The organism is Metapseudomonas cellulosilytica, assembly GCF_049334135.1.
Taxonomy (GTDB): Bacteria; Pseudomonadota; Gammaproteobacteria; order Pseudomonadales; family Pseudomonadaceae; genus Metapseudomonas.
This window is the reverse complement of sequence record NZ_JBHZGN010000035.1, coordinates 1-13,005: the sequence shown is the minus strand read 5'-3', so window position 1 is coordinate 13,005 and position 13,005 is coordinate 1. Positions and strand designations below refer to the sequence as shown.

The window sequence follows — 13,005 nt, the reverse complement described above, 5'->3', positions numbered from 1 at the left end:
CAAATGTCTCGGCCGAAGCCTGATCTGAAAAACTGAAAGTCATGCCGCACGCATGTACCAGTCAGATGGCCTTGTCCTGTTCGATCGATAGGTCCACCTGGCTCTCCCGATTTATGGGGAAGCACGCTCGAAACGACCTCAGTGTAGCCAACTATCTGAATGCAGCAGGACGCATTGCGGATGTCCGCTCGAACCGTCTCGCGCCGCCATCCCAGACAGCAGCGGTCGATGCGCAGATGTGAATCGACATTCCCCGGCACCTGCTTAGACGTGGTTCGGATCGCGGGCCATCCTTACCGGATTCCGCACAGTCCGAGGAGCGCACCAGATGCTCAACTGGATGTTGGTTTTCGTCCCCATTGCGATCGCCCTGGAACTCGTTGCGCAGGAATATCACCTGCTGGTGTTCCTCGCGGCGGCCCTGGCCATCATCCCGCTGGCGGGATGGCTGGGCCGGGCCACCGAGCAATTGGCCGAGCGCTCTGGCGAAGGTGTAGGCGGCCTGCTCAATGCCACCTTCGGCAATGCCACTGAACTGATCATCGCCCTCAGTGCATTGCGCGCCGGCTTGCACGATGTGGTGAAAGCCTCCATTGCGGGGTCCATCGTGGGCAACATTCTCCTGGTAATGGGAGCGGCCATGCTGGCGGGCGGGCTGCGTCACAAGGAGCAGCAGTACAACGCCTCCGCCGCGCGTTCGCAGGCCACGCTACTGACACTGGCGACCATTGCCCTGATCCTGCCCGCCGCCTACAACGCGGTCGTGGCATCCCGCGCCCCACACGGGCTGCTGTCACTCAGCCTATATATCTCGCTGGTCCTGCTGCTGGTCTACGGGCTCTTCCTCGTGTACTCACTGATCACCCACAAGAGCCTGTTCTCGGGTGCACCCGATCTCCAGCACACCTCGGATCAAGGCGTGCTCTGGCCAATGGGAAAGGCGCTTCTGGTACTTGCCTTGGCCACCCTGCTGATTGCCTGGATCAGCGAGATCCTGGTCGCAGCCATCGAGCCCAGCGCGCGACAACTCGGGCTCAGTAACCTGTTCGTCGGGGTCTTTGTGGTGGCCATTCTCGGTAACGCGGCCGAGCATGCGTCCGCCATTTCCGCAGCGATGAAGAACCGCATGGACCTGTCACTCTCCATTGCCATCGGCTCCAGCGTCCAGGTGGCGCTTTTCGTTGCCCCGGTCCTGGTCCTTGCCAGCCATTTCATCGGAGCCATCCCGATGGACCTGGCCTTCTCCGGCGGCCTGGTCCTGACCGTTCTGCTGGCGGTTCTGATAACCGGCCAGGTTGCGGGAGACGGCCGCTCGGACTGGCTCAAGGGCGTGCAGCTGCTCGCTGTCTATCTGATTCTTGGCCTGGCCTACTTTTTCACGCCCGATGCATCGGTCTCCTGAGTTCTGCCGAAACAGGGCAACAACAGCCCATGCACGAGCCTCCTTCAAGCAAACCTGCAAAGACACCGGCTTGTGCACTGGAATCCAGCCTGCCGCCAACTACGCTTGCTGTGGTCCCCAGGAAGGGGATACGCCCTGGCTACCTCGTCTTACCCGGGAGGAGGGTGAGATAGTCGGGTTTACCTACCATGTCGGAAGTTTCCGATGACAAGCCATCTCAATGGCGAGGCGAAATCATGCGACTCAACCCTATCGTCGTATCGCTCACCAGTTTCCTGGTCCTGGGTGGCTGCTCCAGCACCCTGGTCGAACCCAGCCACTATTCGGGATTTCTGCCGAACTACAGCGTCCTTGAAGAACAGGAATCGGCCAGCGGCGCAAAAGTGGCGCGCTGGATCGACCCGTCGTTGAACCTGGGCCGCTACAGCAGCGTATATATCGAGCCCAGCCAGTTCTACCCACGCCCCCAGCCAAGCCAGCAGATATCCCAGGCCACCCTCGATGACATCACCCAGTACTACGACACCGCCCTGCGGCGGGAACTGGGAGCGGTCGTGAAGATCAGCGACACCGCTGCGGCGGACAGCCTCGTGCTACGACCTGCGATTACCGCGGTTTCTACCTCGACCGAGGGACTCAAGCCCTACGAGGTCATCCCCATCGCGCTGGTAGTGGCCGCGACCACCACAGCGGTGGGCGCACGCGACCAGGAAGTGCAGATCGCCACCGAAGCCATGTTCCTCGACGGCGGTAACTCCAAACTCCTGGCGGAGGTGGTGCGCAAGGGCACCGGCACCAGTCTGGAGAACAAGGAAACAGCCCTGACCGTGAAGGACATCAAGCCGGTGATCGACGGCTGGGCCAAGGATCTACGGCTCGCCTATGAGCAACTGAAGAACAAGCCCTGAGCCATCCTCGCCCGCACCTGCGCCGACCTCCAGCGGACTTGGGTTCCGGAGGTCGGCGAATCACATCAGATCCAGCGTTGCCCGCTACGACTCAAGTTGCATGATCAGACCGGCGAATCCGTCCCGGTAGGGTGCGCCGCGCGCACCAGCGGTCGGACACGGCGCGGGGGCTGATCCAGCGGTCGCTGCCCATGGCGCACCCAACAGCGGGCAACGTGCGGGACTCCTGCCTCGATCGCGAGCTCACTGCCCAGTTCCCCATCCCCCCGCTCCTACACCTTTCGCCGATGGGGTCTGGGATCACCTCTCCAGCGCGCCCCATTCCCGTCGTCTTCGGACCTTGAAAATCTGGTCTATTCCAAACATTTGATAATCATAGAAAAAAGCAAAACAAATCCGCAAATTTGGACATTAATTCGTATATTAATGACATTTAAATCAGGAAATTCGCTCAATTATTCACCTCCGCACACTCGATCTGGTATAGACCAATAAAACAACCCAATGATAGATTGCACCCACCTTACGGCCAGCCCTGTGCGGATGGCCGCCGTGGCTTATCAGCACTATTCAGCACCCTGCAGAGTCGAGGAGGAGCGCCCCACCAGATCGTCGCCTATTGCAACGCACCGCCATGCTTACCGGACTTGGTCTAGTCCATGAGCTTGGACAGCTCGGCAGTACCCAGAACAAGAACAACTTTCGTTGCACTGTCTAGAACCATAGGGACCCCGAATATGAACAAGAATCCCGGTACCCCGCACGGCGGCTGGAAATCGCTCCAGCGCTGGCGCATCCAGATCTTCGTTATCACCTGGCTGGCTTACGCAGCCTTCTACTTCACGCGAAAAGCATTCTCCGTCGCCAAGCTGGGGATCGGCGAAGACCCTGGTTTCGGACTCGAGAAGAGCGTCATGGCGGACCTCGATGCGCTCTATCTCACCGCCTATGCGATCGGCCAGTTCATGTGGGGCGTATTCGCCGATCGTTTCGGAACACGTGTCGTCGTGCTGGGAGGCCTTGTGGCATCCGCCCTGGCGGCCATCGCCATGGGCACCTTTGCGACGCTGCCGATCTTCGCGGCCTGCATGGTGGTCCAGGGGCTTGCCCAGTCCACCGGCTGGTCTGGCCTGTGCAAGAACATAGGCGCCTTCTTCGCCACCCACGAGCGAGGTCGGGTGCTCGGCTACTGGAGCACCTGCTATGCATTCGGCGGCCTGGTGGCGACGCCTTTCGCCGGTTGGTGCGCCTACAGCCTCTCCCATAGCTGGCGCATGGCATTCATCGCTTCGGCCGTGGTGGTGCTGATCGTTGCCGTGCTGTTCTTCCTGTTACAGCGCAATCGCCCCCAGGACGTCGGCTTTGCGCCCGTGGAGGCCGAGACGACCCCGATCACGATCGACAATGCGCCTCGGGTAAGGTCCTCGGGTTCACTGCGACAGGTGTTGAAGAACACCCACGTGCTGGTCCTGGGGTTGGCGTACTTCCTGCTCAAGCCCGCGCGTTACGCCATCCTGCTGTGGGGGCCGGTGATCATCTATGAGCGCATGCCCGAGATCGGCAAGGTCGCCTCGTCCATCGTCCCGTCCGCCTTCGAAGTCGCCGGCCTGGCGGGTCCTATCCTCATAGGACTCGCTTCGGACAAATTGTTCGGCGCCCGACGCATGCCCGCCTGCGTGCTCAGCCTGGCGGCCCTGACGGTGTGCCTGGCCCTGTTCGTTCCCGCCATGCAGAGCGGCAGCCTCTATGTGGTGGTAGGCCTGCTCTTCATGATGGGCGTCACACTCTATGGGCCTGACTCGATGATCAGCGGTGCCGCCGCCATCGACTTCGGCACCAGCGAATCGGCCGGTACCGCGACAGGATTCGTCAATGGCTGCGGTTCGGTCGGGGCCATCCTCGGCGGATTGCTTCCCGGCTACTTCGACACCATCACCGTGTTCTTTGTCTTCACCGCCACCGCACTTCTGGCCAGCCTGATGCTGGTGCCGTTCTGGAATAGCCGCCCGAAATCACACCTAGACCGCACAGAAGCGGGGGCAGCGGATGCGCTCCCCGGCGGGGAACGGCTGCAACCTGGGAAGGCGCAGTAGATGACCCACTGATTTTCCTGAAAGGAGATGGCGCCGCCATGGACAGCTCAGCAAGCACCTGGCGGCGCGTTCACCGAACCCAGCAACCATCGACCAAAGTGCCGGGGCGATCGCTCAAGCCCTGTTCAACCCAGGAACACCCCCCGGCCCGGACCGCAACACATCTGAAAAAGGACCAACCTATGCCCCTCGCGATCTTCGACCTGGACGACACTCTCATCGATGGCGACTGCGCCACGCTCTGGGGCCATCACATGACCGAACTGGGGTGGGTCGAGAAAGCGTCTTTCATCCGCAAGGAGAATGAACTGATGGCCCTTTACGCGGAAGGCCAGCTGGCCATGGAAGACTACATGGACTTCAGCCTTTCCCCGGTAACCGGTCGCACCGCGAAGGAGATTGCCGTGGCGGTCGACGCGTTCATAGACAGCACGATAGAACCGCGGATCCATGCCGACGCCATTCGCTGCCTGGCCAGCCACCGCGACAACGGCGACCGCCTCCTGATCATTTCCGCGTCGGCGCATTTCCTGGTCAGTGCCATCGGCAAACGCCTGGGAGTCGAAGAAGTCCTGGCGATCGATCTCGACGAGCGGGACGGGATCTATACCGGGAAAACCCGAGGCACATTGACCTACCGCGAAGGCAAGGTCTCCCGCCTCGACGCCTGGCTGAAGGAACAGGGCGAAGCATTGGCCGGAGCCTCCTTCTACTCCGACTCCCGCAATGACCTGCCCCTGCTCTCCCTGGTGGACAAGCCGAACGCAGTCAATCCCGATGAGGCGCTACGGCGCCATGCCAAACATGCAGGCTGGCCGGTACTGCGCTGGCGTTGATGGGGCCAGGGCGAACCCGAGCTCGGATTGCCCTGGATACCCGAGCCGCGTGGGAGGCATTACTCTGTGCGCCCGGAAACCCGACCAGCACGGAGAAGTGTCAGTCATGCGCGATGAGCCGTCCCGGCCATTGACGGTCATCTACCAGTCCCTGCGCGAGCAGATCGATCGCGGTCTGCTGCCCCGCGGTAGCAAGCTACCCAGTGAACGCCAGATGTGTGAAGTGTTCTCGACCACGCGGATCACCCTGCGCGAGGCCCTTGGGCAACTGGAGGACCAGGGGGTGATCTATCGGGAGGAGCGCCGGGGCTGGTTCGTGTCCCCCCAGCGGCTGGTCTACAACCCGCTGGTGCGCAGCCACTTTCACGCCATGGTGGCGGAACAGGGACGCGTCCCGGCGACCGAGGTGCTGGGTGTCGGGCTGATTCCGGCCAGCGTGGATATCTGCGAGCGCCTGGAGCTACCGGCGCTCTCCAGGGTCTACCAGATCCGGCGCGCCCGCCGCGTGGATGGCCGGCTGGTGCTCTATGTCGAACACTACCTGAACCCCAGCTACTTCCCCGGGATCGACGAATTCGACCTGACCCGCTCGCTGACCGACCTTTACGCCAGCCGGTACGGCATCCGCTACGGCCGGGTGCGCTTCGAAATGGTCCCGACCATCCTGCCCGCGGAAGCGGCAGCGCCGCTGAGGGTCTCGGTCGGCAGCCCCGCGCTGCAGATCATTCGCATCAATCGCGACCAGTCGGGTCGACTGATCGACTGCGACGTGGAGTATTGGCGCCATGATGCGCTGCAGGTGAATGTCGAAGTACCTGAATAGGACAGTCTCGGGAACGTCATCGCCCCGGCGATTGCCCCACCCCCGGGGAGCTGCTAAAAGCGGTTCATGCCATTTGAAAGATGAATAGTGCGATGGACCAGAGTGACAAATCGAATAGCCGCCTGTTCGACCTCGACCTGCTGAGGGCCATCGTCACGGTGGCCGACTGCGGCAGCTTCACCACCGCCGCAACGCGCCTGCATTCGACCCAATCCACCATCAGCCAGAAGATCCGCCGCCTGGAGGAGATGGCCGGCCATCGTCTGCTGGAGCGTGGCAACCGCGATGTGCTGCCCACCGACGCCGGCGAGACGCTGCTGGCTTATGCGCGGCGCCTGCTGGCCCTGAACGACGAGATGGCCGAGGCGCTCTCCGGCGCCACCGTGGCGCTGACGGTGCGCATCGGCGTGCCGGACGACTTCGCCAGCGGCCGCACCACCGAGCAACTGGCCGCCTTCAACCGGCGCTACCCGCAGGTGAAGCTGGAAGTCACCAGTGGACTCAGCCGCGATCTCAGCGCCAGTTATGACCGCGGCGAGCTCGACCTGGTGCTGCTCAAGCAACGCCAGAACAGCCGCGAGGCGGTGGCCTGCTGGCCGGAGAAGACGCGCTGGGTGGACAGCGCCAAGAACCCCTGCATCGACCTCGACCCGCTGCCCATCGTCACCTTCCCGCCGCGCGGGGTGTACCGCGACGAGATGATCAACGCCCTGGAGTCCGTCGGCCGGCGCTGGCACATCAGCTTCACCAGTTCGAGCCTCTCCGGCATCCAGTCGGCCATTGCCGACGGCATGGGCATCGGCCTGCTGCCGCTGCGCGCGGTGACGGCGGATCATGCCGTCGTGTCGAAAAAAACCGGTCTACCCTCGGTGGACGTGTTCGAAGTGGCGCTGCTGCACCGCCCGGCGGCGGACCCGATGGTCAAGGCCCTCGCCCAGGTGCTGTCGCGGGTATTGGCCCAGGACACGCGTGGCTGAGCCGCAGCATTTCTCGCATTCGAAAACTGAATACGGCGGATTCCAACATTTAATTTGTGCATGCAGTCGCCGCTGGATATCGTGGCTGTCAACGACGGTTGTCGCCCCCCCCTGGCGCGCCGATCGGCACGGTTTGTTCGCCCCGGCGCCGCGCGCCAGGCAGCAAAACAACAATGAGGAAATGCCCCATGTCCAAATCCAGCTATTACGCGCCGCACGGCGGGCACCCGGCACAGACCGAGCTGCTCACCGACCGCGCGATGTTCACCGAAGCCTACGCCGTGATCCCCAAGGGCGTGATGCGTGACATCGTCACCAGCCACCTGCCCTTCTGGGACAAGATGCGCATGTGGGTAATCGCCCGCCCGCTGTCCGGCTTCGCCGAGACCTTCTCCCAGTACATCGTCGAACTCGCCCCCCAGGGCGGCAGCGACAAGCCGGAGCAGGACCCCAACGCCGAAGCGGTACTGTTCGTGGTGGAAGGCGAACTGAGCCTGACCCTGCAGGGCCAGGTGCATAACATGCAGCCGGGTGGCTACGCCTTCATTCCGCCGGGCGCCGACTACAAGGTGCGCAATACCTCCGGCCAGCACACCCGTTTCCACTGGATCCGCAAGCACTACCAGAGAGTGGATGGCGTGCCGCTGCCGGAAGCCTTCGTCACCAACGAGCAGGACATCGAGCCGCTGGTGATGCCGGACACCGAAGGCCGCTGGAGCACCACCCGCTTCGTCGACATGAGCGACATGCGTCATGACATGCACGTCAACATCGTCAACTTCGAGCCGGGCGGCGTGATTCCCTTCGCCGAAACCCACGTGATGGAACACGGCCTGTACGTGCTGGAAGGCAAGGCGGTGTACCGCCTGAACCAGGACTGGGTCGAGGTGGAAGCCGGCGACTTCATGTGGCTGCGCGCCTTCTGCCCGCAGGCCTGCTACTCCGGTGGCCCCGGCCGCTTCCGCTACCTGCTGTACAAGGATGTGAACCGCCACATGCGCCTGACGCTGAACCAGCCGCACTGATCCACCTCGACGGGAGCCCTTGGGCTCCCGTTGTCGTTCTGGCCTTCCGGTATTGCTCCCGACTTCTTTGACGGGCTGAAGCCCACCCTACGAGCTGATGGGTATCGCTTCGCTCCACCGCATCCTACGGAGCTACGTCCCCGGCGTAGGTTGGCGCCGAGGTACGAGATCGTAGGATGGGTCGGGCGGCGTTCCGCGAGCTTGCGATACCCATCGATTCCTGCCCACCAAGCCAAAGCGCCTCACACCGCCTGAACAATTTGCTCCCGCAGCCACTGGTGCGCCGGGTCGCGGTGGGAGCGTTCATGCCAGAGCATGGCCATCTCGTAGCCCGGCAGCTCCACTGGCGCCTCGACCACTTGCAGGGAGGTGCTGCCGCGCACCAGGCGCTCGGGCAGCATGGCCACCAGGTCGCTGCTCTCCAGCACCGCGCGCAGGAAGAGGAAATGCGGCACCGAAAGCACCACCCGCCGCAGAAGCCCCCGCTGCGCCAGGATCTCGTCGGTAATCCCCTGGAAGCCGCCACCGTCGGGCGAGACGATCACCTGCTCCAGATCGCAGAACTGCTTCAGCGTCGGCCGCCGCTTCAACCCCGGATGGCCGACGCGGCCGGCCAGCACATAGCGCTCGGCGAACAGGGCGCGGCGCCGCAGGTTGGGCGGCGAGCCTTCGACGGTGTGGAAGGCCAGGTCGATCTCCCCCTGCTCCGCCTGCCGGGCGATGCGCGCCGGCACCATCTCCACCACCGCCAGCCGGGTTCCCGGTGCTCGTGTCCGCAGCCCGGCCAGGGCCGGTAGCAGGATGGAGGACTCGCCGTAGTCGGTTGCCGCCACGAGCCAGGTCTGTTGTGCCTGGGCGGGGTCGAAGGGGTTGGCCGGCGACACCGCCCGCTCCAGGGCCTCCAGCGCCTGGCGCAGGGGCTCGCGCAATTCCTCGGCGCGCGCGGTGGGTCGCATGCCGCGCGGTCCAGGCAGCAACAGCGGGTCGTCGAAGACCTCCCGCAGCTTCGCCAGGTGCACGCTCACCGAGGGCTGGGAAAAGTTCAGCCGCTCCGCCGCGCGAGTCACGTTGTGCTCGGCCAGCAGCATGTCCAGGGTCACCAGCAGGTTGAGGTCCAGACGCCTGAGATTATTCATTCAAATACCTGGAATATTGGATATTCATATCCAATATACCTGGCGGAACACCATCCTGCGCCCATCCCGCACTGGAGGTTTCCCCATGAATGTCCTGATCGTCTATGCCCATCCCGAACCCCGCTCGCTCAACGGCGCCTTGCGCGATTTCGCCGTGCAACGCCTCGAAGCCGCCGGCCACCAGGTCCAGGTCAGCGACCTCTATGCCATGGGCTGGAAAGCCACACTGGACGCCGATGACCACCTCGACTACCAACCCGGCAGCCAATTCTCCCCTTCCGGGGACTCCCGGCTGGCCTTCGCCAATGGCCGGCAGAGCGCAGACATCGCCCAGGAGCAGGACAAGCTGCGTTGGGCCGATGCGCTGATCCTGCAGTTCCCGCTCTGGTGGTTCACCATGCCGGCGATCCTCAAGGGCTGGGTTGATCGCGTCTACGCCTATGGCTTCGCCTACGGCGTGGGCGAACACTCCGACAGCCGCTGGGGCAACCGCTACGGCGAAGGGAATCTGGCCGGCAAGCGCGCCATGCTGATCGTCACCACCGGCGGTTGGGATTCTCACTACAGCCCCCGTGGCATCAACGGCCCCATCGACGACCTGCTGTTCCCCATCCAGCACGGCATCCTCCACTACCCCGGCTTCGACGTATTGCCCCCCTTCCTGGTCTACCGCACCAGCCGTATGGACGAAGTGCGCTTTGCCGCCGTGAGCGCGGGACTGGGAGAGCGCCTGGACAACCTCTGGCACACCGGGCCCATTCCCTACCGCAAGCAGAATTCCGGCGACTACGAGATCCCCGCGCTGACCCTGCGCCCCGACCTATCCCCGGGCCGGAGCGGCTTCGCGACCCATCTCGGCCAGGGCTGAAAGCACGACACGAAGGGCGCCGTCGGCGCCTCACCCCTGCCCCACCAGCCAGCCAACCACCCGCCGCGCCACAGGTGTGACCAGCAGCACCGCCGGAAAGGCGAAGAGCCAGGCCATGAGCCAGGCGCCGCACCAGAGGCCGGGAAAGTCCGGCGCCAGCCCCGCCGCGCGGTAGGTGGAAATGCCGGAAACCAGCAGGGACATGAGCCCGGAGAGGATCAGGCTGAACAGCAGCGGGCCGTAGCGTTGGGGAATCATGCAGGCACCTCGGGGGTCAGGCTGCGCCGGCGAGCCGGTGCAGGGTCTCGGAGAAATTTCGGCCAAACATCCGCGCGGTCTTCAGGTCGCCTGGTGCGAAGGCGTCGGCCGGGGCGGTGTGGCTGGACTGGGCCACCAGGCCTGACCAGGAGCCCAGTCGATTGGCGGCTTCCTCGTAGGGCACGCCGGCGTGCTGCTCGGGCAGGATGGGGTTACCCGCCCAGAGCATTCCGTGCTGCATGCAGAAGACGAAGAGCGACATGAGCGTCGACTGCTTGTCCCCCGCCGGCAATGACGACACGGTGAAGCCCGCCGCGAGACGCCCCTTGAGCTGCTGGCTGCGCCAGAGCCCCCCGGTGGCGTCCATGAAGGTCTTGAAGGCGCCGGAAACGCCACCGAAATAGGTCGGCGAGCCGAGGATATAGCCGTGGTAGTGCAGGAGTTGCTCCGGCGCCTTGTCGAGGTCTTCGGCCCTGAGCAGGTGGACTTCGGTGTCGGCCACGGCCTGGGCGCCTTCGCAGATCTGCCGGGCGATATGTTCGGTGTGCCCGTGGGCGCTGTGGTAGATGACGGCAAGCTTTTTCATGGCGATGGGTCCCTGTGATTTGGCGATGTTGCTCAAGCGGGCGGCGGGCTTATTGCGCAACCCAGTCGACCAGCGCGGCGGCGAGGAACAGGCCAAGGCCGAAGACGCCGTGGTTGGCCAGGCTGCGCAGGCAGTTCTTCAGGGGCGCCGGAGTCCGCGAGGCGAAGAAGCCCGCGCCCATGGCCGGCTGCATCACCAGCAGCGGCGCGACGACCGTGCCGATCCCCACCAGCACGGCGGGCAGCAGCGTCGGGCTGGCCGTCCAGCCCATGCCCAAGAGCCCCACCAGCAAGGCCGCGAAGCCGACGCCGACGGCATAGTGGGTGAGCCAACCCAGTGCCTGTTCGCCGCGGATGGGTTGCGCCTGGCCAATGGCGGCGTGGGCGATGCGGCCGCGGAACAAGTGCCCGACCCAGCGCCCGATGAAGGCGAAGTTGAGTGTCTGGACGCCCATTCGCTTGAGGAGGTTGAGCCAGATATCCATCACGGCGGTGGCGCCGATGCCGATGAGGATGACCTTGATGATGTCGTGCAAAAGCGTCATGTGAGCCCCTTGGTCGTTGACGGTGGGAGGTGTGGGGCTCACTGTAGAAGTTGAAGTCAACTTCAAGTCAAGGGACCGGAAATGGACATTGCAGAGGTCGCCAAACGCTCGGGCATACCCGCTTCGACGCTGCGTTACTACGAGAAGAAGGGGCTGATCCGCTCGCTCAGCCAGCAAGGAACCAGGCGCTGGTTCGGCCCCGGCATCCTCGATCAGTTGGCGCTGATTGCCCTGGGCCAGGCGGCCGGGCTTTCGCTGGATGAGATTCGCTCGATGTTCTCGCCCGACGGCGAGCCGATCATCGACCGCCAACTGCTGCTGGCCAAGGCCGACGAGATCGACGCCATGGCCAGGCGCCTCAAGGCCATGAGTGACGGCCTGCGGCATGCGGCGGCCTGCCCGGCCCCGAGCCATGGGGAGTGCCCGACCTTCCAGCGGCTGTTGAAGGCGGCCTCATCCGGTGCCATCGAGCGGCGCTGGAACAAGGCCGCGCCCAGGCGTCCGACGAGATAGTCCAAACGAAACGCCCCTCGGCCTGGGACGTGGTTTTCAAGTTCAAATTAATGTCTGGCTGCAGCGACGGAGCTGGCCTGGCAGGGTCCGCCGCGCGCCAAGGGTTGCGCGAGGCGCAGAGGCCGATCCCGCAATCGGTGCACATGGCGCACCCTACGATCAGCCAAGGGCCGCCCCCACCAATGCCCGCCCTGAACGCTCCGCTGGCGGAAATGCGTCACGATTTTCGCCCGCCGCCCTCCTCCTTGCGGAACCGCACGGTCACAATTTTGTCGCATTGCCGTGATCGGTCATTCGACCGAAGTGGAAACCACACAACAACAGGGAGGACTGTTCATGGCCACCAACGATTTCCTGCTCGGCCCGGTGCTGTCATTTCGTGGCGTGGGCAAGGATGGCACCTGGCGGGTCACGGCCCTGGTGGGCATCCCCGACGGTGCAAAGGTGCCAGAGCTAAAGGTGGAGGGGCGCAGCTGTCCCGCACCGAAGCAGTTGCTGGTGATCAGGAAGGAGCGTTATCTGCGCTACGACCTTTCTTGCAAGCTGCAGAAGGACGAGCGTCGGGTGGAGTACGGCGTGGAAGGCGGGCCGGCATGGCACTTCACCGCGCCGGGCAAGGACTGTGCACCGCGCTTGGCCTATGTGTCCTGCAACGGTTTTTCCGACCCCGCCGGCATGCGCAAGCTGGTGCGTCCGGCCAATGCCGTGTGGGAGGACCTGCTCTATAGCCACGACAAGCTCCTGCGCGGCGACAGGCTGCTGGACAAGGAACAGCTCTGGCACGAGGTGCGCATCCACGACAAGGGCCTGCAGCGCTTCCAGCTGCTGCTGATGGGTGGCGACCAGATCTACTTCGACTCCATCTGGGAAGACCTGCCCGAGCTCAAGCACTGGGTCTCCCTCTCCCGCACCGAGCAGCTTGCGTTCAGCGTTTCCACCGCTCTGGATCGCAAGATCGAAGCCTATTACTTCACCCTTTACCGCCAGCGCTGGCTGCCGGAACAACGCCGGCCCTGGGGGGGGGGGGGGGGAAAAA

Annotated in this window: 13 protein-coding genes and 1 pseudogene; 10 read left to right on the top strand and 4 right to left on the bottom strand. The window is 64.0% G+C overall.

Features of this window, described 5'->3' with window-relative positions; all coding sequences use genetic code 11:
• The first annotated feature begins 328 nt into the window (after window positions 1–328).
• The 7 genes from cax (at window position 329) to ACFW0H_RS27790 (ending at window position 8,064) form a co-directional block, all read left to right on the top strand.
• Window positions 329–1,402, top strand: a complete 1,074-nt coding sequence (cax, locus tag ACFW0H_RS27820) for a calcium/proton exchanger (RefSeq protein ID WP_422917079.1) — start codon at window positions 329–331, stop codon at window positions 1,400–1,402.
• Between the two features lie 233 nt (window positions 1,403–1,635).
• Window positions 1,636–2,310 (top strand): DUF3313 domain-containing protein, encoded by a 675-nt coding sequence (locus ACFW0H_RS27815; RefSeq protein WP_422917109.1) that lies wholly within the window; start codon window positions 1,636–1,638, stop codon window positions 2,308–2,310.
• Between the two features lie 737 nt (window positions 2,311–3,047).
• Window positions 3,048–4,403, top strand: coding sequence for an MFS transporter (locus ACFW0H_RS27810; protein WP_422917078.1), 1,356 nt, complete (start codon window positions 3,048–3,050; stop codon window positions 4,401–4,403).
• Between the two features lie 182 nt (window positions 4,404–4,585).
• A complete protein-coding gene (locus ACFW0H_RS27805) occupies window positions 4,586–5,239 on the top strand; it encodes an HAD family hydrolase (protein WP_422917108.1) in 654 nt (217 codons plus the stop codon).
• 106 nt (window positions 5,240–5,345) lie between these two features.
• Window positions 5,346–6,062, top strand: a complete 717-nt coding sequence (locus tag ACFW0H_RS27800; RefSeq protein WP_422917077.1) for a UTRA domain-containing protein — start codon at window positions 5,346–5,348, stop codon at window positions 6,060–6,062.
• Window positions 6,063–6,154: 92 nt separating this feature from the next.
• Window positions 6,155–7,039 (top strand): LysR family transcriptional regulator, encoded by an 885-nt coding sequence (locus ACFW0H_RS27795; protein ID WP_422917076.1) that lies wholly within the window; start codon window positions 6,155–6,157, stop codon window positions 7,037–7,039.
• 188 nt (window positions 7,040–7,227) lie between these two features.
• Window positions 7,228–8,064, top strand: coding sequence for a bifunctional allantoicase/(S)-ureidoglycine aminohydrolase (locus ACFW0H_RS27790; protein WP_422917075.1), 837 nt, complete (start codon window positions 7,228–7,230; stop codon window positions 8,062–8,064).
• A 242-nt stretch (window positions 8,065–8,306) separates the two neighbouring features.
• On the opposite strand, the gene ACFW0H_RS27785 is transcribed toward ACFW0H_RS27790, so the two are convergent.
• Window positions 8,307–9,200 carry a LysR family transcriptional regulator gene (locus ACFW0H_RS27785; protein WP_422917074.1) on the bottom strand — a complete coding sequence of 298 codons (894 nt, stop codon included), beginning with the start codon at window positions 9,198–9,200 and terminating at the stop codon, window positions 8,307–8,309.
• A gap of 85 nt (window positions 9,201–9,285) precedes the next feature.
• Between ACFW0H_RS27785 and ACFW0H_RS27780 the strand changes: the two genes are divergently transcribed.
• Complete coding sequence (locus ACFW0H_RS27780; RefSeq protein WP_422917073.1) at window positions 9,286–10,068, top strand: NAD(P)H-dependent oxidoreductase; 783 nt, start codon at window positions 9,286–9,288, stop codon at window positions 10,066–10,068.
• Window positions 10,069–10,098: 30 nt separating this feature from the next.
• Here ACFW0H_RS27780 and ACFW0H_RS27775 read toward each other — a convergent pair whose 3' ends face one another.
• Genes ACFW0H_RS27775 through ACFW0H_RS27765 form a run of 3 tightly spaced genes read right to left on the bottom strand, consistent with a single transcriptional unit; the run spans window position 10,099 to window position 11,456 of the window.
• Window positions 10,099–10,326, bottom strand: coding sequence for a DUF2798 domain-containing protein (locus ACFW0H_RS27775; RefSeq protein ID WP_422917072.1), 228 nt, complete (start codon window positions 10,324–10,326; stop codon window positions 10,099–10,101).
• Between the two features lie 16 nt (window positions 10,327–10,342).
• On the bottom strand, window positions 10,343–10,912 hold the full coding sequence (locus ACFW0H_RS27770; RefSeq protein WP_422917071.1) for a flavodoxin family protein: 570 nt from the start codon (window positions 10,910–10,912) through the stop codon (window positions 10,343–10,345).
• Window positions 10,913–10,961: 49 nt separating this feature from the next.
• Window positions 10,962–11,456, bottom strand: coding sequence for a DUF2938 domain-containing protein (locus tag ACFW0H_RS27765; protein ID WP_422917070.1), 495 nt, complete (start codon window positions 11,454–11,456; stop codon window positions 10,962–10,964).
• Between the two features lie 81 nt (window positions 11,457–11,537).
• On the opposite strand from ACFW0H_RS27765, the gene ACFW0H_RS27760 reads away from it, so the two are divergent.
• Both ACFW0H_RS27760 and ACFW0H_RS27755 read left to right on the top strand, forming a co-directional pair.
• Window positions 11,538–11,969, top strand: a complete 432-nt coding sequence (locus ACFW0H_RS27760; protein ID WP_422917069.1) for a helix-turn-helix domain-containing protein — start codon at window positions 11,538–11,540, stop codon at window positions 11,967–11,969.
• Between the two features lie 336 nt (window positions 11,970–12,305).
• Window positions 12,306–13,005 (top strand): annotated as a pseudogene (locus ACFW0H_RS27755) (alkaline phosphatase family protein); the annotation flags it as partial.